Origin of the sequence: Photobacterium alginatilyticum (assembly GCF_009910675.1) — a bacterium.
Lineage (GTDB): Bacteria > Pseudomonadota > Gammaproteobacteria > Enterobacterales > Vibrionaceae > Photobacterium > Photobacterium alginatilyticum.
Map to the genome: position 1 here is coordinate 206,353 of NZ_RSEJ01000007.1, position 19,654 is coordinate 226,006.

At 48.5% G+C, this 19,654-nt stretch carries 19 protein-coding genes; 7 read left to right on the forward strand and 12 right to left on the reverse strand.

Annotated features, from left to right (window positions below; all coding sequences use genetic code 11):
• Positions 1-132 precede the first annotated feature (132 nt).
• On the reverse strand, positions 133-1,440 hold the full coding sequence (locus EIZ48_RS09075) for a DUF945 family protein (protein ID WP_160650288.1): 1,308 nt from the start codon (positions 1,438-1,440) through the stop codon (positions 133-135).
• Positions 1,441-1,609: 169 nt separating this feature from the next.
• On the opposite strand from EIZ48_RS09075, the gene EIZ48_RS09080 reads away from it, so the two are divergent.
• The 4 genes from EIZ48_RS09080 to EIZ48_RS09095 all read left to right on the forward strand — a co-directional run bounded on the left by EIZ48_RS09080 (position 1,610) and on the right by EIZ48_RS09095 (position 6,209).
• Complete coding sequence (locus EIZ48_RS09080; protein ID WP_160650289.1) at positions 1,610-3,544, forward strand: ATP-binding protein; 1,935 nt, start codon at positions 1,610-1,612, stop codon at positions 3,542-3,544.
• Between the two features lie 64 nt (positions 3,545-3,608).
• The gene (locus EIZ48_RS09085) at positions 3,609-4,109 is read left to right on the forward strand and encodes a response regulator (protein ID WP_160650291.1); all 501 of its coding nucleotides are present in this window, start codon (positions 3,609-3,611) and stop codon (positions 4,107-4,109) included.
• Between the two features lie 76 nt (positions 4,110-4,185).
• The gene (locus EIZ48_RS09090; RefSeq protein ID WP_160650293.1) at positions 4,186-5,178 is read left to right on the forward strand and encodes a 2-hydroxyacid dehydrogenase; all 993 of its coding nucleotides are present in this window, start codon (positions 4,186-4,188) and stop codon (positions 5,176-5,178) included.
• Positions 5,179-5,663: 485 nt separating this feature from the next.
• Positions 5,664-6,209 carry a hypothetical protein gene (locus tag EIZ48_RS09095; protein ID WP_160650295.1) on the forward strand — a complete coding sequence of 182 codons (546 nt, stop codon included), beginning with the start codon at positions 5,664-5,666 and terminating at the stop codon, positions 6,207-6,209.
• 123 nt (positions 6,210-6,332) lie between these two features.
• On the opposite strand, the gene dsdC is transcribed toward EIZ48_RS09095, so the two are convergent.
• The gene (gene dsdC, locus EIZ48_RS09100) at positions 6,333-7,238 is read right to left on the reverse strand and encodes a DNA-binding transcriptional regulator DsdC (RefSeq protein ID WP_160650297.1); all 906 of its coding nucleotides are present in this window, start codon (positions 7,236-7,238) and stop codon (positions 6,333-6,335) included.
• 97 nt (positions 7,239-7,335) lie between these two features.
• Positions 7,336-7,923 carry a TfoX/Sxy family DNA transformation protein gene (locus tag EIZ48_RS09105; protein WP_160650299.1) on the reverse strand — a complete coding sequence of 196 codons (588 nt, stop codon included), beginning with the start codon at positions 7,921-7,923 and terminating at the stop codon, positions 7,336-7,338.
• Between the two features lie 294 nt (positions 7,924-8,217).
• Between EIZ48_RS09105 and EIZ48_RS09110 the strand changes: the two genes are divergently transcribed.
• The 3 genes from EIZ48_RS09110 to EIZ48_RS09120 all read left to right on the forward strand — a co-directional run bounded on the left by EIZ48_RS09110 (position 8,218) and on the right by EIZ48_RS09120 (position 10,924).
• Positions 8,218-8,817: an LON peptidase substrate-binding domain-containing protein gene (locus EIZ48_RS09110; RefSeq protein ID WP_160650300.1), complete on the forward strand. Its 600-nt coding sequence runs from the start codon at positions 8,218-8,220 to the stop codon at positions 8,815-8,817.
• A 104-nt stretch (positions 8,818-8,921) separates the two neighbouring features.
• Positions 8,922-9,845 carry an HDOD domain-containing protein gene (locus tag EIZ48_RS09115; protein WP_160650302.1) on the forward strand — a complete coding sequence of 308 codons (924 nt, stop codon included), beginning with the start codon at positions 8,922-8,924 and terminating at the stop codon, positions 9,843-9,845.
• Between the two features lie 179 nt (positions 9,846-10,024).
• The gene (locus EIZ48_RS09120; RefSeq protein ID WP_160650304.1) at positions 10,025-10,924 is read left to right on the forward strand and encodes a LysO family transporter; all 900 of its coding nucleotides are present in this window, start codon (positions 10,025-10,027) and stop codon (positions 10,922-10,924) included.
• A gap of 85 nt (positions 10,925-11,009) precedes the next feature.
• Here the strand turns inward: EIZ48_RS09120 and ptsG are convergent, their stop codons facing one another.
• The 9 genes from ptsG to fabG all read right to left on the reverse strand — a co-directional run bounded on the left by ptsG (position 11,010) and on the right by fabG (position 19,630).
• A complete protein-coding gene (ptsG, locus tag EIZ48_RS09125) occupies positions 11,010-12,440 on the reverse strand; it encodes a PTS glucose transporter subunit IIBC (protein ID WP_160650306.1) in 1,431 nt (476 codons plus the stop codon).
• Positions 12,441-12,855: 415 nt separating this feature from the next.
• Positions 12,856-13,632 (reverse strand): YchF/TatD family DNA exonuclease, encoded by a 777-nt coding sequence (locus EIZ48_RS09130; RefSeq protein WP_160650308.1) that lies wholly within the window; start codon positions 13,630-13,632, stop codon positions 12,856-12,858.
• Positions 13,633-13,660: 28 nt separating this feature from the next.
• The gene (gene holB / locus EIZ48_RS09135) at positions 13,661-14,623 is read right to left on the reverse strand and encodes a DNA polymerase III subunit delta' (RefSeq protein WP_160650310.1); all 963 of its coding nucleotides are present in this window, start codon (positions 14,621-14,623) and stop codon (positions 13,661-13,663) included.
• A gap of 1 nt (position 14,624) precedes the next feature.
• Positions 14,625-15,254 (reverse strand): dTMP kinase, encoded by a 630-nt coding sequence (tmk, locus tag EIZ48_RS09140; protein WP_160650311.1) that lies wholly within the window; start codon positions 15,252-15,254, stop codon positions 14,625-14,627.
• Positions 15,254-16,267, reverse strand: a complete 1,014-nt coding sequence (gene mltG / locus EIZ48_RS09145) for an endolytic transglycosylase MltG (protein WP_160650313.1) — start codon at positions 16,265-16,267, stop codon at positions 15,254-15,256. Before mltG ends, tmk begins: the two co-directional genes overlap by 1 nt.
• Positions 16,261-17,070 carry an aminodeoxychorismate lyase gene (gene pabC / locus EIZ48_RS09150; protein WP_160650315.1) on the reverse strand — a complete coding sequence of 270 codons (810 nt, stop codon included), beginning with the start codon at positions 17,068-17,070 and terminating at the stop codon, positions 16,261-16,263. The genes mltG and pabC overlap by 7 nt, the downstream gene beginning before the upstream one ends.
• A 107-nt stretch (positions 17,071-17,177) precedes the next feature.
• Positions 17,178-18,416 (reverse strand): beta-ketoacyl-ACP synthase II, encoded by a 1,239-nt coding sequence (fabF, locus tag EIZ48_RS09155; protein WP_160650317.1) that lies wholly within the window; start codon positions 18,414-18,416, stop codon positions 17,178-17,180.
• A gap of 85 nt (positions 18,417-18,501) precedes the next feature.
• Positions 18,502-18,738 (reverse strand): acyl carrier protein, encoded by a 237-nt coding sequence (acpP, locus tag EIZ48_RS09160; RefSeq protein WP_007467184.1) that lies wholly within the window; start codon positions 18,736-18,738, stop codon positions 18,502-18,504.
• Positions 18,739-18,895: 157 nt separating this feature from the next.
• Positions 18,896-19,630, reverse strand: a complete 735-nt coding sequence (fabG, locus tag EIZ48_RS09165; RefSeq protein ID WP_075765331.1) for a 3-oxoacyl-ACP reductase FabG — start codon at positions 19,628-19,630, stop codon at positions 18,896-18,898.
• Between the last annotated feature and the right edge of the window lie 24 nt (positions 19,631-19,654).

Genomic DNA, 19,654 nt, shown 5'->3' on the forward strand with positions numbered 1-19,654 from the left:
AGAAATAAGTAATTTTATCAATAGATTTATTCTATCAAACAAAGCAACTAATTCGGCGCAACAAAAAACCCGCCTTTAAAAGCGGGTTCTTTAACTATGCAAATGCATAACTCTATTTATGAGCAATCAGGATTACATAAACAGCATCAGCAACATTGCCAGTGGCAATTGATCACCGGAGGCAAGAATGATCTTATCCCCTTCAATCTGCATTTGGAGCGAGTAGTAATCAGCCCCTTTCTCGACGATACCGCTTTGCTCCATCATCGATGCCTTTTCAAACAGGATCGGATCCTCGTCAACCAACTGAATCGGCAGGAGCAGGCTAATATCACCTGTCAACTTCTCTGAAATCTTCGCCATGTTTTCAGAGGCGCGAGCAATTCCCGGCGCAATAACCAGATTCAGATGACTCTTCACATCCCCTTTGGGAGTTACCAGACTTAGGTCTTCAATGGTAAATTTCAACCCTTTGGCCACCAGCAGATCCAGTGCAAGCGCGGCTTCTTTGGCTTGCTGTTCAGACATCTGCTCGTCAATTTCATCGGCCATATTGCCCAGCCGACTGATCGCCGGATAATTTAAATCAGAAAATGCCAGCTTAAAGTTAAAGTTGCGGTATTCCTGACCATCTAGCGACACGATTTTTTCAATCGTCATCCTGTTGGTATTGGTCAGTTGCTGCTCGCCCTGCTCTGAAGCCTGTTCAACCTGAGCCAGCACATTGTTCATCCCAAGCGCTACATTGTCGATTTCGACAGTTTTGTTGTTAACCAGATCTTTAAAGCTGACATGCTTGAGCGCAAAATCCTGGCTGCCTATCCAAAACTGGCCATCAAGTCGGCCTTTTCCGCCACCTTCAAGCCCTGTCATGACCATAGCTTCTTGCGCCGTCGTGGTGATTGTCGCATCGGGCAGTTGGTAGCGGAATTCGCCCGCCCCTTTTGCATCAACCGTCCCCTCCAGCACGAACGCCTTTATATCGGCTTTTGCCCCTTCTCCATTATCGAAATTCACCGGTTTCATCGTAATGTTGAAGTCTGTTTTGCGCGTCAATGCCGTTTTGGTAGTAAAGCTGATCGGTGAAACCCCTTCGCCCCACAATTTGTCGGCAATTGGCCGTAGCTCTTCATCAAGCACCAGTTCACTGGTTGAGGTAACGCCCATAAAGCCATGGCTGACCTTGTGCTGTACATACCAGACAGCTGGCAGGCCTTCCTCGTCAAACACCGGCTTCCAGTCATCTTTGATTTCAATGCGGGACACTGCATCTGAATTCAAATAGCCACGATCGTAGCTTTCACTGCTGATGGTCAGGTAGGGGTTTTCATACTTACCTACGGTATCTAAATAGATACGCTCACCAATCTGCCCGGTTGCAAATGGCCAGCACAATACAATAGCTACAGCACCGCCAACAGCACCAATTTTTCTCAACATTTTGTGTCCCAGTCTCTGAAGATGAAACGTTAAGTCTACCACAGCAAATCTGAATAATCGTTGCATCATAGTCAACGACTAATACTAAAGGTTTGTAAGCAGCATCTCAGTCTATTGCGGTCGCATCTTGTACACTTTAAGTACTAAAACTACAAATAGGGAATTGAGGGTGAATAATTTTGTCATTGTATGTCTGGATGACGATCCTGGTGTAGTCGAACGGCTAAACCGCGATTTAGCGGACTTCGCCACACTGTTTGATATTTGCAATGCCTACAGTATCGAAGAGGCAATTGATACCTTGCAGTTTATCGAACAAAGTGACCAGCGTGTCGCCATGGTGATCTGTGACAACGAACTCGGCAGTGACAACGGCGTCGATTTTCTGGTTCAGCTGGATCAATACCCGGTTGCCAGCCAGGCACGCTCGATACTGCTCAATGACAAACCGCAACTCGATGCCATCATGCAAGCGGTCAATGAAGGACGCCTGCACTACTGCCTGACCAAGCCCTGGAGCAAAAAAGAGCTTCATCAGGTTCTACTCAAAGAGCTGACGACTTTTGTCTTAAAGCATACCGAAGAAGACTGGCTGCGCTATAGTCAGGTACTGGATCACCGCCGTATCCTCAATGCCCACATAGAAAGGCAGATGTCGAGCTTTCGCTCCGGGTTTATTCAAAATACCAATGATATCGACGATGCCAGCCTTGCCCGTCAGGTAACAGATGCGCTTCATGAATTCTTTAACGGCAACGATGAAGACCGCGCCTGTCGCACCTACAGCGAAGGGCACTTGCTCACCAAGGAAGGCGAACCGAACAACTTTCTCTGGTTTATTACCCAGGGCGAGGTTGCGCTGTACAAAAAAGACGAGCATGGCTACAAACACGAAGTAGTACGCGTCGGTCCCGGTCATCTCGTCGGCGGCATGTCTTTCGTTACCGGGGAGCCTTCTTTCTCTACCGGGGTGACACTGGATACGACCAATGTCATCAAACTCGACCGCCAGCTGTTTAACAAGGTGATGAACTCGCGCAGCGAGCTGCTTCCGCTGTTCACCAATCTGTTGCTGCGTAACTTCAACCGTCGGCTTCAGGGCAGTATTCAAACCGAGATGCGTCTGCAGCAGACACTCAAGTCGCTTGACGAGGCCTACCACCAGTTGGTGGAAAAAGAAAAAATGGCAATGCTCGGCCAGCTGGTTGCAGGGGTTGCTCATGAGCTCAATAACCCTGTTTCTGCGATTTTGCGTGGCAGCGATACTCTCAAACAGACCATTTGCAAACTCACTGACTCGCAGCTCAGCCACGAAAATCAGACCCGGGGCAATTACATCCTTCAGCAGGCCATGCAATCTCGTCCGCTATCAACCTCCGAAACCCGTCAGCGTGCCAAGCAGCTTGAATCAGTACTGGACGATCGCCAGCTAGCCCGAAAAGCCGTACAGATGGGGGTTGATAGCCAGGAGTACCTCAGCGACTGGCTTCTGCCACAAAAGAACCAGCTCAAGCCAGTAATGGCCGAGTGGGATAACTATTATCAGATGGGTAACTTTCTTCGCTCGATCAACGTCTGCGCCCACCGCATCGCCGACCTGGTCAAAAGCCTGAAGAGCTATGCCCGCCAGGATGATGAAACCATACACACCGTCGACCTTCATGAAGGGCTGGAAGATACCCTGGTCATTTTTGAAAATCGGCTCAAGCGCCACCATGTCACCAAGGAGTATTCAGCGCTGCCTAAGCTTAATTGCCAGCCCATCGCCCTGCAGCAAGTGTGGACAAACTTGATCTCCAATGCCCTCGACGCTGTGGAGGAGCCCGGCGAGATACATATCTCGACCCGCTATACCCCAGATTCAGAGCAGAGAAGCGTTGATGTCGTCGTTGAAGACAACGGCAAAGGGATCCCACCCGAACAACAGGAGAGAGTTTTCGAACTGAACTACACCACCAAACGTGAGGGCAATTTTGGTTTGGGCATCGGATTGTCAGTATGCCAGCAAATCATCCACCAACATGACGGCACTATCAGAGTTGAGTCGGAAATCGGTGAATTTACCCGCATGATTGTGACGCTACCGCTCAACCAACCCAATTAATACCGGACAGGCAGTTATCAAGCTGCCCGCACGCTCACAGAAGCGAGTTTGAAAAGGAGGCCACATGAACAAATACCTCATCCTATGTGTTGACGATGAACGAGAAGTCCTCGACAGTGTGCTGCATGATCTCGGCAGCCTTGAAGAGCACTTTATAATTGAAGCAGCCGAGTCGGTTGACGAAGCCAAGGAAGTACTGGCCGATGCGATTGCCGATCATATCCCCCTTGCCTTAATCCTCTGCGACCATATTATGCCGGGTGAAACGGGAATTGATTTTCTGATCGAGCTCAAACAGCAGTCAGAAACAACCCGCTCACGGCGAGTACTCCTGACCGGACAGGCAGGGCTGGAAGAAACGGTCCAGGCAGTCAATCATGCCAGCCTAGACTATTACATTTCGAAACCGTGGGATGGCGACCAGCTTAAAGATGTCGTTATCGACCAACTCACTACATACATCATTGATAACGAAAAAGAATTAATGCCCTGGGCAAGGGTTCTGGATACCGGCAGAATCATGATAGCGCTCAGTGATAAGCGTATTTCACTGTCGGACATATAATTGTCATACAAACCTTTTCGGGGCAGCAGGAAAATGTTATGTTGATCACATAATTAGTTCCCCGAAGAGGTAACACATGAAAGTAGCAGTCTTTAGCACCAAGAAATATGATCAGAAATCCTTCGAGATCATCAACGACAATTATCAGCACGAGCTGGCATATTTTGACTTTCGACTCACTGTGCAGACAGCCAAGATGGCACAAGGCTTCGAGGCCGTCTGTGCCTTTGTCAACGATGATCTGAGTCAGCCTGTCCTTAATGAACTAGCCAATAATGGTATCCGCCTGATCGCCATGCGCTGTGCAGGTTTCGACAAAGTCGACCTGGAAGCTGCCAAGCAACTTGGCATTCAGGTGGTTCGGGTTCCGGCCTACTCACCGGAGGCTATCGCCGAACACACCCTGGGGCTGATGCTGAGCCTTAACCGCAGGATCCACCGTGCCTACCAACGTACCCGAGATGCCAACTTTTCGCTTGAAGGCCTGACCGGCTTCAACTTCCACGGCAAAACCGTAGGCGTCATCGGTACCGGCAAGATAGGTATTGCGACTATCCGTATTCTCAAAGGGTTGGGAATGAATATCCTGGCCTACGACCCTTACGAAAATCCGGTCGCCATTGAGTTAGGCGTTACCTACACCTCGCTGGATGAAATTTACCGCCAGTCTGATGTTATTACGCTTCACTGCCCGATGACCCAGGAAAACCACCACATGCTCAATGCCGACGCCTTTGCCAAAATGCGCGACGGCGTCATGATCGTCAACACCAGCCGTGGCGAACTACTAAATTCCAAAGATGCTATCGAGGCGCTCAAGAACAGTAAGATTGGATCACTAGGCATCGATGTTTATGAAAACGAAAAAGACTTGTTCTTCGAAGACAAGTCCAACGACGTTATCAAAGACGATGTATTCCGCCGCCTGTCAGCCTGCCACAATGTACTATTTACCGGCCATCAGGCTTTCTTGACCGAAGAGGCTCTCGGCAACATCGCTGACACAACCCTCAACAACATTACCCAATACGCGACTGGCAACACGTCTGGAAACGAGTTAATTCAATAAAAGTTTACTATACCCAAGCTACCTCAAAATGCAGGATTCAGAGTGAGACCAGCGTGCTCAGTTCAAGGAAAATGACGGTAGGAATGGATTCCCTTTCAACGTTATTTGACACAGAAATGGACGCGCTGGCTCACTCCCAAAGGGCGAGTTTACTTGGCTTCTATGCGTTGTTACCGATTATTAATTTAGAGCCACTAGATTTTCTAATCGGTGCCTAGCCTACAAGCCAAGTAATTCTCGCTGAAACGAGCATCTTGAGGTAGCTTGGGTAAGGGCTTGTCTTATTTTGCTGTCAAACAAAGTGAGATAAGCTCCTGATATTTTGTACAACATTCGCGTTCAAGATCACAATTTTTTTGTGATTATTGCTGCATTTTTACGCTGTTCTTTATCAAAAAAGTAACTTAATACCGTAAAAATCTATGATTGCCCTGCTTTGTCCATTAAAATGCTTCCATTACTTTAGGCTCCACGGACTAACTTTCATGCGTAAAACACTCCTTGCCACAGGTATTTTCCTGGCATCTATTTCTGCGGCTCATGCTGCCCAGACCACGATGAGTAACTTTAGTTACGATTACGCTGAAGCGCGTATTGGTATTAGCCCACTGACTTACGGTGCTGGTTTCAGCAAATCCATCCACCCGAACGCACACCTGACCGGCTCTGTTGATAGTGAATTTGACAGCGACTGGGACGTTGCGCTAGGTGTCGGTTTCCATGCGCCAGTCAATAACTGGGCTGATATCACCGGTGAAATCAAAGCTCGAAATGCCAAGAACGGCAGCGAATTTAACAGTTCTGGCGGCAAGCTAGGCATGGAAGTGAATATCGGTGTTCGTCAGTGGCTTGGTCCTCAGCTAGAAGTCGGCGGTCAGATTGGTCACCTGAACATTAGCGATCATGAGAAAACTATCGGCTCAGTGTATGGTCGATTCCATGCAACTGAACTGTTCTCTATTGGTGTTCAAGCTCGTTTCAACGAGGTTTATGACGACCAAATCATGCTGTCGACACGTTTCAAGTTCTAAGACTTGAACATATAGTTAAGATTTCAGCAGATAGCAGCCCCTTTCTCGGGGCTGTTTCTTTATTCATCATACTCATATATCCAAGCTACCTCATACTGCAGGAAGCTGGTTGTTGAGTGTTGTCTAGTCAACCAGGCTCCTTAACCAGTCAGCAAACGCGACGATTCTTGGCGACTGTGCCAGCTCTTTGCGACACACGATGTAATAGCTCAGCGGTGATGATACCGACATCGCAAAAGGCGCCACCAAACGCTCATCATCAAACTGATCGGCAATAAACGACTTGCGCCCCATTGCCACACCAATACCACGCTCAGCAGCTTGTAGGGCCAAATCCGCCCTGTCAAACGTGCACCCGGCCTCCGGCAATATGACACCATGTCGCTGTGCCCAATACTGCCATTCATCATTGCGCCCGGCACGGGCCCATGGGGCCGCATCATGAAGCAGCATACAGGTACTAAGTTTGTCAGGATTGCCATATAAATCATGGGCAATAGCGTAGTCGTGGCTGCACACCGGCAACATGCTTTCATCCATGAGCTTCGCGGAATGTAACCCAGCATATTTGCCGTGACCGAAATAAATAGCACAGTCAAATGTCTCAGTTTGAAAATCAATGAGTTCGTTGCGGGTTCGAAGGTGGAAACGCAGCGCCGGATACTTGTCTAAAAACTCTTTAAGCCTTGGCAGCAACCAGGTCTGGGCAAAGGTCGGTGGTACGGCTACATTGAAGTCACCGCTCAGTTCGAGTGTTTTGAGATCCCGGATTTCATGGGCTATATCCCCAAAATTGTGGGCGACCACCATTTTCAGACGCTTACCTTCCTCAGTCAGTGTCAGCTTTCTCGGCTGGCGAATAAATAACTGAACCCCGAGGCTGTCTTCGAGGTTTTTGATTTTATGGCTAACGGCACTTTGGGTCAGGCACAAAATTTCTGCAGCCCGGGTGAAACTCATTTGCTCGGCAGCAATCAGGAAACAATGCAACCCGGATAGCACCGGGCCAGTGAGCTTGGGTAGTCGCATAGGGGCTTACACTAAACAGGAGGTTACCGCTATCTTACAACAAAAAAAGCCACCAAAATACGGTGGCCAATACTACCCAGTCTGTATCTATTGCGTCTTATTCGACTTCGCGCAATAAACGTTCTTTCTGGTCATCCTTTAGCAAGGTCCAGTGACAACCATCAATGGCACCGGCAAACATCCAAAGCAGTTTCAGATCGAGATCCTTACCGTGCGAGGTGCGTACCTTACGGTAGACTTCTGCCGCCCCCAATGAGATAAAGCTACTGACATCCGGAATACCTGCTTTTTTCACCATACGCTCGAGCGTCAGGCGCATATTGGGCAAATCGCGCAGGCGCTTGCTCTGCTCTGAAGACTTGAACTCTTTCTCTCTTGTCGAGACTTTAATCGACTGCTGGACCAGTTCGTCACACTCGGCCCTGTCGTTCAAATATAGCTCCGTCACATCATAGTAATTAACCACAGCAGTTGTGCTGCGCTTTATGTGTTTGAACTTACTACAGTTAAAAGAAGTCAGCTTGGTATCTAGCGATTCACCCCCACGTAAAAAAATCGACTGTTCAGTCAATATTGCATACATGGCGCCCTTAATGAAAATACCCGTTCCGCCAAACATTGAACGTTTTTCATAATGGCCAAATTCGCGAAGATAATTAAATAAGTCATCCTTGATCGATCGCACAAGCTTCTCCCCCGATAAACGTTAATGGTCGTTTAATTTCAAGTAACTTATATCAAAATGCGTCAACAAATTGACAATGCCACATAAGATTATTTATTTCCACATATGAAACAACGAACACTTGGATTTGAGATTTGCAGCATATTATACGTCGCGAATTAAGTAAAAAGTGACAAAAATTGACCATATTTTTTGCGCCTGAACTCCCAAAATAGCCGACGTAATTCGCTTTCGCACTATCGTTATTCTTGTCAGTAAAGACTATGGTTATTAATAATAAGTGGAGGGTATATCATGGTAGACATAGCACTCTTTCCTTCATCCAGCCACATTCTTCCGAACGGAAGGCTTGAAATAACGGTTGCAGAAGAACGATATATTCGGATGGTCAAACAGTCTCTGGCAGACAAAAGAAGTTTTGCGCTATGTATGCTCAATGAGTCTGAAGAGCACGACGAGATAAAAAAGATACCGGCGATTGCCACCGAGGCTCATATCATTGACTTTAATGCGCTGGAAGGAGGGTTACTCAGTGTTATGGTCGAGGGCATTCAAACCGTTCGCTTATTAGCAATAAGAGTCGAGGAAGACGGCTTGTTACTGGCAGATTTTGAACCCTACCCGCACTGGACACCAGCCCCTATCGAAGCCTCGACATTATGCCTTTCAGAGAAGCTAAAACTCTTTTATGCCACCATGCCCGAAATTGGCTCCCTTTATCCGAAACCAGACTATAACGACCTCACCTGGGTCTGCCAGCGCTGGCTCGAAATCCTCCCGCTTGAAGTCCACTACAAACAGCTGTTGCTTACCCAGGAGAGTATTAAGCTCACGGTGCGTTTTCTACTTAAACTGCTCGACAACGACAACCTCCCAACAACAGAAATTGCATAAGTGTAACGTTTAGTAACGATTTAATTTTTTTTTAAGTTATACAGCTGTCTATCAGCAACGGCTCAAGATAGAATGAAGCCCTCGAGTTCAAGTTAGTAGTTGTAATGGCACACGTATCTTTTTTTTGGCTTAAACCAGAAAATGACAAAATCGTAAAAGGACTGGAATCTGAGTTCTGTTCTTTGGTAAAAGACGCCGTCAGGCAAAACCGTCTTACCCTTCCCCCCATTCCTGATGTTCTTGTGAAACTTCATGCCCTGTGCAACGAAGAAGATACCACTATCCGCGACGTGGCTGACTTGTTACTGGATGATCCCGGGATGGCCGCCTCCATTGTCAAGATCTCCAATACCATGATGTTTAACCGGCGCAATGTTATTTGTCACGACATTCAAACCGCAGTAAGCAGGCTCGGTATATTGAGAGTACGAGATATTATTACGGCGCAAGCCATTGAAGAGCTTAAGAGCAAAAGCAACTTCAGCCGAGGCTGCAACGACCTGCTGATGCAAAGTGCAATCCGCTCAAGACAGCTAGCAGCAACGATGGCTCTTGTTTCTCAGGGGCTCATTAACCACCCGGAAACACCGGCTGAGATTGAACAGGAGAAATCTCTGTTGGCCGGCCTGTTTGCTGATATTGGCCTGTTTAGCCTGGTATCCGAATATCAGAGCTATTTGGACAGTGGTAACTATCTCGATATTGATATTGCGAAATATGTGTTTGAACACTGCTGCCAGGAAGCCAGCCTCATTATTCTCAAGCACTGGGGCTTTGATGAAGATTACCTGGAGGTTGCCAGCAATACAGCCTCACCTTACCGGGGCCAGCGCCCGCAAACCAGCTATCTGGACATAGCCCGTATGGCTAATCACCTTCTGATGTTTAAAAGCAACGATGATGCCATTGATGAGCACCACGTTGAGCTCGATCTCGCTGGTGCCGAGGTGATGTACGAACTCACTAACCTGCCAGACGCTGAATTTAACTCCCAGATACGCAATGTGATCAAAAACAGCGGCTTCTAGCCGCTGTCCTTGCAAGGGAATTCGCCCTCTACTTTGCCAGCATGCTGTATTGACCCTGTCCAATTGATACTGATAAGCTACTTAACTCATCGAACAGTAGTAGCTTATTGATTTAACTAAACCTTCGGTAACAGCATGATGCAGTTGCCAGGCAGACAACACTCACCGCAAGGACTCACATGTTTTCAGGGATGCTCTATATCTTCCTGCCACTGGTGATCGGATACCTTATTCCGGTCGGCAAGGACTCCGTACTGACTTTCATCAACACACAAACCAGCCGCCTTGTATTGGTGATCCTTACGCTGATGGGACTGAGTCTCGCCGGGCTTGATAACCTGGGGCAAAACCTGAATCAGATCCTGACTTATACGGCAACCTTCTTTATTTCTATCAGTGCCTGTAACCTGCTTGCCTTGCCTGTTATCGACAAAATTTGGCCGACGGAAACCAGTCAGGATCACCGACAACTACCGTTCATGAAAATGATGATGGAATCGCTAAAATTGATACTCGTTGTTGCCGGCGGACTGGTGGTTGGCCTTTTAACTGGCATGGATCTCGAGTGGGTTGATAAGGCCAGCGAAGTTATTCTGTTGATCCTGCTGTTTCTAATCGGTATTCAGCTTCGTAATAGCGGGATGACCTTGCGTCAGATTCTGCTCAACAAAAAAGGGATCACCATTGCGCTGGTCATTGTCCTGACCTCGTTGCCCGGCGGGATCATTGCCGCAACTATCCTTGGTATTCCGGTGACCCATGGCCTGGCGATGGCATCAGGGTTTGGCTGGTATTCATTGGCAGGTATACTCATGGGAGACGGACTGGGGCCAATTTTTGGTGGTGCCGCCTTTCTCAACGAGCTGCTCAGAGAGCTCATTGCCCTGAGCCTCATCCCGGTCATGATCAGCCGCTATCCAAGTACAGCAATAGGCTATGCCGGCGCCACGGCGATGGACTTCACCCTGCCTGTTATCCAGAACAGTGGCGGGATCCGCTGTGTTCCGATTGCAATTGTCAGCGGATTTATCCTTAGCTTACTGGTACCGTTTCTGATGCTCTTCTTTCTGTCGCTGTAGTTGCCGGCCGGAAGCCAGGAAAAAAAGGGAAGCCGAAGCTTCCCTTGAACAGATACTACACCGATTATCAATTAGTGATTAGTGATTAGTGATTTCGGATCCACTCATCCATATCAGACTTCAGGTTATCAGACTTGGTACCGAAGATAGCCTGAACACCGCCACCTGCAATAACCACTCCGGCAGCACCCAGCTTCTTGAGCTGCTCCTGGTCAACTTTATCGACACTGGCTACCGACACACGTAAGCGCGTGATACAAGCATCAAGCCCAGTGATGTTATCCTTGCCACCAAAGGCCATGACAAGCTCTTTTGCAAGCTCTGAGCCTTCTGCTGTTGCGCTTGCGCCTTCTTCTTCGTCTTCACGTCCCGGCGTTTTGAGATCAAGCTTGGCAATCACAGTGCGGAAAACCACATAGTAGATAGCAGCATAGATTAGTCCCATGAACGGGAACAACCATAGCTTCTGAGAGTTCGCCGATAGCACCACAAAATCAATGAAGCCGTGCGAGAACGTTGTACCATGAACCATGCCCAGCATGTTGGTCATCACGAATGCAGATCCGGCTAGCAATGCATGGATCCCGTACAGAATAGGTGCAACGAACAGGAAGGAAAATTCAATCGGTTCTGTAATACCTGTCAGGAATGACGTCAGCGCCGCGGATATCATAATACCACCGACCTTGGCACGGTTTTCCGGTTTGGCGGAATGCCAGATTGCGATTGCGGCCGCTGGTAAACCATACATCTTAAACATATAGCCGCCCGCTAGCTGACCGAAACCGTTGCCAGCAAGACGCGAAGGCTCATCAGCAACCAGGTAGCAAGTCAGCACACCGTTTTGTGCTTCACCGGCAGCATTAACACAGCTACCCGCCTCGAAGAAAAACGGTACGTTCCAAACATGGTGTAAACCAAACGGAATTAGAGAACGCTCAACAACACCGTATATACCAAACGCCAACGTCGGGTTCTGGTGAGCAGCCCACTCAGAGAAAGCTTCAATACCGCCGCCAATTGGTTGCCAAATAACAGACAATAGAAGCGCCAAGGCAATAGCGCAAAAACCTGTCATGATCGGAACAAATCGCTTACCGGCAAAGAAACCTAGGTATTCAGGAAGTTGAATACGATAGAACCGATTGAAGGCCCATGCTGCTAAACCACCAACGAGAATACCGCCAAGCACACCGGTATCAAGTTTGTCGACTTCCATTACTCCAGCCATAACGCTTAATGTCGCAGCCAGAATGCCATAGCCAACAATTGCAGCCAGTCCAGCAACACCATCGTTATTTGTAAAGCCCAACGCGACGCCCACTGCAAACAACAGCGGCATCTGGCCGAATACAGAACCACCAGCCTGCTCCATGATTTGAGAGACTACTTCAGGCAACCAGCTAAAATTCGCTGCGCCAACCCCCAGTAATATACCGGCCACCGGCAAAACCGATACAGGCAGCATGAGCGCCTTACCGACTTTTTGCAGGTTAGCAAAAAGGTTCTTAAACATAGTGTGCTCCTGAGTGAGAATGTTTTAGTTAGTTATCAAGTCAGTGCAAGCGACCTACCCCGTAGTCATAATGCTAGCACCACTTTGCTTTTTTATTGCCTCACAAGTATAAAATGAGGCATTTTATAAAACTTGATACTTATCAATGATACCGCTCAGGAATGAAATATTATTCCAAAATATCGCCTAATAAATCATCAAACAATACATTTATCTTTTCGAAATAAAGTAAATAGCTGATATTTAGTAGTGATTCAGAAAGTAAACACTTGATGAGTGAAATTTATTTTCACAAATGAAATTAATTTTCTTTTTTTGAGGGGGATATATTCGCTGGATATATAAATACAGACATAACGATAAAAAAAGGAGCATTTGCTCCTTTTTACTTCAACGAATCATTCTGGTGTTTTGACTAACGCTTAGCCAGGGAGAAAAGCGTGAAGAAATTATCCGTAGTTACTTTCTCGACTTCTTCTGCAGAGACGCCTTTAAGCAGGGCAATATACTCGGCAACTTCACGTACATAGGCAGGCTGGTTTTGCTTACCACGATACGGGATGGGGGCCAGATAAGGGGAGTCTGTCTCGACCAGCAGACGATCCAGCGGCAGATTACTAACAACGTGCTTTAATTCGCTAGCTTTATTAAAGGTAACGATACCGGAGATCGAAACATAAAAGCCAAGTTCAATCGCTTCCTTGGCCATCTCCAGACTTTCAGTAAAGCAGTGCAACACGCCACCGCACTTTTCGGCCCCTTCTTCACGCAGGATCTGCATAGTATCCTCACGGGCCATTCGGGTATGGATGATCAGCGGCTTGTTGAGTTCTACCGCCAAACGGACATGCTGGCGAAAGATTTCTTGCTGCTGTTCGGCCAGTTCCGGTTGATAGTGGTAATCCAGGCCAGTTTCGCCGATAGCCACAACCCGCTCATGCTGAGCAAAGGTCTTCAACTGCTCAAAGTCAAAACCCGCCTCGATATCTAATGGGTGAACGCCACAGGAGGCAAATACGTTCTCATGCGGCTCAATCATTTCCATCATGGCCGGGAAACTCTTCAGGGTAACGCCAACAGACAAGAAGTACTCTACCCCCCGCGCCTTTGCCTTGGCTAACACATCATCAATCCCTGTATGAAGTTGCTCGTAGTCCAGTTTGTCCAGGTGACAATGTGAATCAACTAACACGACTCTTTCCTCAATTCTTATTTCTCTATTAATCAGCGATAAAACCGGTCAGCCATTCGACAACCAGTAGCTCTTCATTCAATCCGGTGTGCTTTTCCAGCTTTCGGTGCAGCTCGTTGGCTTTGCGTACCTGCGATAACAATACGGCCGGATTGATCTTCACGGCAACAGCCTGCACCTTATCAACGGACTCACTGTGCACCAGGTGCGAGCTGACACCCTGCTGAAGTTTAATACAATCAACAAGGAAGTAGCTAAGCCACTTGAGGCTTACAATACCCTCACTCGTACAAAGGGCGGCCACCTCATAGACACCGGTAAAAGGCGGCTGCAGAAAATCGCAAAACGCGTCCAGCAAGTTTCCATGGCGAATATCCTGGTCCTGCTCAATAAACTGCTGCGTAGCCAAAGGGGCTCCGCTGTTCAGACGCACCGACTCCAGCTTTACCGTCTGCATCATCTGCCGCTCGACCCAGCGCCGTGTTTCCTGCTCATCAGGCACGGCCAGTCGCCATTTGTTGCAACGGCTGTTGATTGTCGGCAACAGGCTGTCGAGCGATTGTGCCGTCAAAATAAACTGGCAACCCGATGGAGGTTCTTCCAATGTTTTCAGCAAAGCATTCGCCGCGGCCTCTCCCAGTGCATCAGCGTGGTCAATCATGATCACACGCTGACCCGCCAGCTGAGATGTTTCCACCGCCCAGCGGTTGCACTGACGAACAGCATCGACACCAATCTGTTTGCCTTCCTGCAAAGGCGCGACAACATGGAAATCAGGATGGGTTTTTGCAGCAAATAGCTGACAGCTATGGCAGACCCCACAGGGCTCGGTATCGCAGTTCTGACAAAGCACGGTCTGGGCTAACTGTTGCGCCAGCACCTCACGTCCGCTTCCCGTCGAGGCTAGCAATAAAATGGCATGATGTAGACGGCCCTGCCCCAGTAGCTGCTGCCAGTTTTGCCATAGGGTCTGTTGCCAAGGGTAAAGCATACTATTGCTGCTCCAGCCACGCTGTCAGCGCCAGGGAAATATCTGCCGTAACCTTCTCCAGTGGCTGACTGGCATCAATAATAACCACGCTCGGATCATTCTCGGACAATTCAAGGAAGCGCGCGCGCGCACGGTGGAAGAAATCGATATTCATCTGCTCGATACGATCCAGCTCACCCCGGCCGCGAGCACGCTCCAGCCCTAGTACAGGATCAATATCCATATAAATGGTGAAATCTGGACGGAAATCGCCCAGTACCGTATTGCGCAAATTCTCCATCAGATCGGTATCAAAGCCACGGCCTCCTCCCTGGTAAGCCTGAGAGGACATGTCATGGCGATCACCTACCACCCAGCGCCCTTCTGCCAGCGCCGGCTTTATCACGTTGTCAACCAACTGGATACGTGCCGCATACAGCAGCAACAACTCAGCCATGTCGGTCAAGGGTTCGTCAGGATGCCCTTCTTTGACCAAAGCCCGCATCTGCTCGGCAAGCGGTGTCCCGCCGGGTTCGCGCGTCAATTCAGGCGATGCGATCCCGTGCTTCGCCAATACAGCAGCAACCTGCTTGATAGCCGTACTTTTCCCCGCGCCTTCCAGGCCCTCAATTACAATAAATTTTCCAGTCATTATTTTTTCTTTAGTGTTCTTAGGTATGCACGCACAGCGCGATTATGCTCGCTTAGCGTTTTAGAAAACTTGTGGCCGCCTTTGCCATCGGCAACAAAGTAATAGTAATTGCTCTCTTGTGGCTTAACCGCAGCTAGCACCGAGGCCTTGCTTGGCATCGCTATCGGTGTCGGCGGCAAGCCAAAGATGGTGTAGGTATTATAAGGTGTCGGGGTACGAAGATCGCGCTTGCGGATATTCCCCTTGTACTTATCCCCCATACCGTAAATCACCGTCGGATCGGTCTGGAGACGCATATTCTTGTTGAGGCGGTTCATAAATACTGACGATACGACAGTACGCTCGTCATCAACGGCCGTTTCCTTTTCAATGATTGATGCCATGATCAAGGCTTCATACGGTGTTTTCAGCGGAATACTCTTGTCACGCGTCTCCCAGGCATCATCGAGCAAGCTGGTCATCTGGCGGTATGCACGCTTAAGCAATTCAAGATCGGTGGTGCCCGCAGTATAATGGTAAGTCTCCGGCAACAGGTACCCCTCGAGCTTGGACGTATCCGCACCAATCGCTTTGGCTATTTCGGCTTCGGACATACCGCCGGACTGATGGACAATCTCGGGAGCTGTGCTCAGTTGCCCAAGCCAGTCTGTAAACCTGTCGCCCTCGACCAAGGTAATCGCAAACTGATGTTCTTTGCCTGATGCAATTAATGCAAGCACATCCCTGAGCGTACCGCTGTCAGGTATCTTATATGTTCCGGTCTTAATTCGTGTTAACTCGGGCTCAATACGGTAAATCCACCGTGTCCATTGCGATGGCGGTACAATCTTCTTGTCAACGAGTTGGTTTAGCAGGCCGCGAAAACTGGTTCCCGGGCTGACCGTAATGAAAACTTCGCCGTCATGAGTTACCGGCTGCAGCAGTGATGTCTTCACCTGCTGATATGACCAGCCAAGCCCACCAGCAGCCATCACGCCCATCAGGACAACCGCTATTACCAACTTCTTTAACACGTGTACAACCTCTTGTTTAACGCTTTCAGCGCAGTACGCGCTGTAAATTGAATTCCGTTTATTTCTGTGACTGGCACTAACGCCATCAGGGCATTAGTAATAAAGACTTCATCGGCGCAAAGCAAGGCATCAAGTGGCTTTTTGACAAACTCTATACACAAGTCGCAATCAGCGGCCAATGCGATCACATGAGCACGCATCACACCGTGGACACCTGACATATTCAACTCCGGCGTATAAAGCGTCTGGCCCTTGCGCCAGAAAATGTTCGAGGCTGTTGCTTCCACTACATCACCGTTGACGTCCAGTGCGACGGCATCCAGCCAGCCGGCCTGCTCGGTTTCTTTTTTTAACATAACCTGCTCAAGACGGTTCAGATGTTTGAAACCCGCCAGCATCGGAGCCAAAGCCAGTCTCTGCCGACAAACGCCCAGCGCGATACCCTGTACCTGCCACTCACGATAGTGGGCAGGCCAGACAAAATCGGAAACAATAACCTGAGTCGCGCTGCAACCTGACGGGCTGTACCCCCGCCCACCCGCGCCGCGGCTTATCAGTACCTTTACTCCCCCTTTATCCGGGTAGTTTTTCGCTAGCCTATGTACCTGTTCAGTGAGTTGTAGCCAGTCCGGCTCTGCGATATCGAATGCTGCAACGTTCTTCTTCAGTCGCTGCAGGTGCAACGACCATAGCCTTGGCTTACCGTGCTCAACGAGAATGGTCGTAAAGCAGCCATCGCCATACTGCATAGCCCGATCGGTGATTGCTATGTCACTTTGCTCAACGCCGTTTACCAATATCATTCCGATATCTACCCAGTCTCAAATCACAGAAAAAGTCACAACTAAAAGTATCAAAAAAAAACGGCCCGGTGCAAAACACCGGGCCGTTCAATGATAACAGGTTATCGTTAGATTTTCTTAAATAGCAGCGAACCATTCGTACCGCCGAAGCCGAACGAGTTACACAGTGCGTATTCAAGATTAACCTGACGTGCTTCACCTGGAACATAATCCAGATCACAGCCTTCATCAGGGTTGTCCAGGTTGATCGTCGGTGGAACGACCTGATCGACCAATGTCATTGCTGTAATGATTGATTCGACAGAACCAGCAGCACCCAGTAGGTGGCCAGTCATCGACTTAGTCGACGAAACCAGAACTTTATCAGCCGCAGCACCCATAGCACGCTTAATACCAAGCGTTTCTGCTACGTCGCCAGCAGGTGTGGAAGTACCGTGTGCATTCACATAGCCGATTTCTTCAGCATTGATACCCGCATCACGGATCGCCGCTTCCATCGCCAGTGCACCACCAGAACCGTCTGCACTTGGTGAAGTCATGTGGTACGCATCACCACTCATACCAAAGCCGACTAGCTCTGCATAAATTTTCGCACCACGCGCTTTGGCGTGCTCGTATTCTTCAAGCACCATCATACCGGCACCGTCACCCAGAACGAAACCGTCGCGGTCTTTATCCCACGGACGAGAGGCTGCTTGAGGATCATCATTTCGGGTAGACAGTGCTTTCGCCGCAGCGAAGCCACCCATACCTAGCGGAGTTGATGCTTTTTCTGCACCACCAGCTAGCATTGCATCTGCATCGCCGTAAGCAATCATACGCGCAGCATGGCCAATATTATGAAGGCCAGTTGTACATGCCGTAGAAATAGCGATGTTCGGACCACGAAGACCATGCATAATAGACATGTGGCCTGCGATCATGTTTACAATCGTTGACGGAACAAAGAACGGGCTAATTTTGCGCGGACCTTTTTCCATCAGTGACAGATGGTTAGCTTCAATAAGACCTAGACCACCAATGCCAGAACCGATAGCCACACCAATACGTGGGGCGTTTTCTTCAGTCACTTCAATGCCAGAGTCTTTTAACGCCTGTACGCCTGCTGCAATGCCGTATTGAATGAACAAGTCCATTTTGCGGGCATCTTTTTTGGTCATGTATTCTTCACAGTTGAAGTCTTTGACCATGCCGGCAAAACGAGTAGCAAATGCGCTAGCATCAAAATGTTCGATATTGCTAATACCGCTGGTGCCGGCCAGTAGAGCTTTCCATGAAGACTCAACAGAATTGCCAACCGGTGATAGCATACCCATGCCAGTAACAACTACGCGACGCTTTGACACGATTAATTTCTCCGGGAATTGAGGATAAAACAGGGTTCGAAATAAAATCAGGCGGTCATGGTGACCGCCTGGAGGGAGTTCTTAATTACTCAGATGCGCCAACAACGTAGTCGATAGCAGCTTGAACTGTAGTAATTTTTTCAGCTTCTTCGTCTGGAATCTCAGTATCGAATTCTTCTTCAAGAGCCATTACTAGTTCAACAGTATCTAGAGAATCAGCACCTAGATCGTCAACGAAAGAAGCTTCGTTTTTAACTTCTGCTTCGTCTACGCCCAGTTGCTCAACAATGATTTTTTTTACGCGTTCTTCGATGTTGCTCATTAATCTATTTCCTTAAAACAAGAATTCGCTAATGCGATTTGCTGTAGTTTATTCATTACTGCAAAAGTTGCAATACTCAACACGCTGGTCAAACCACGATTTTCAGTGAAAACAAGATGAGTTTGACTTGTGTCATCAAGTTATGCAACTTTTTTGTTTAAATCATGTACATGCCGCCGTTAACATGCAGTGTTTCGCCGGTTACATAACCAGCATCTTCTGACGCCAAAAATGCGACCGCTGCCGCAATTTCACGCGGATCACCCAAACGACCTGCAGGAACACCTGCAAGTGTAGCAGCACGCTGGTCATCATTCAGGGCTTTAGTCATATCTGTTTCGATAAAACCAGGAGCAACCGCATTCACCGTAATGCCGCGTGACGCAACTTCGCGTGCCATCGACTTGGTAAATCCAATCAAACCTGCTTTTGCTGCTGCATAGTTAGTCTGACCGGCATTACCCATAGTACCAACAACAGAGCCGATGCTGATAATACGGCCGTGGCGTTTTTTCATCATCGCACGCAACACTGCCTTAGACAGACGGAAGATAGACGTCAGGTTGGTATCCATGATGTCCTGCCACTCGTCATCTTTCATGCGCATCAGCAAGTTATCACGGGTGATACCCGCGTTGTTGACCAAGATATCAACATCGCCGTACTGCGCTTTGATTTCTTTCAGTACAGCTTCGATTGACTCAGGAGACGTCACGTTCAGCGCCAGGCCTTTACCGTTGTCACCCAAATATGCACTGATGGCTTCCGCACCGCTTTCCGATGTCGCGGTACCAATTACTGTCGCACCACGTTCAACCAGAATTTCTGCGATAGCACGACCGATACCACGGCTCGCACCCGTTACCAGAGCAACTTTACCTTGCAGGCTCATTGTCATTCCTCTTCTATAAATAGT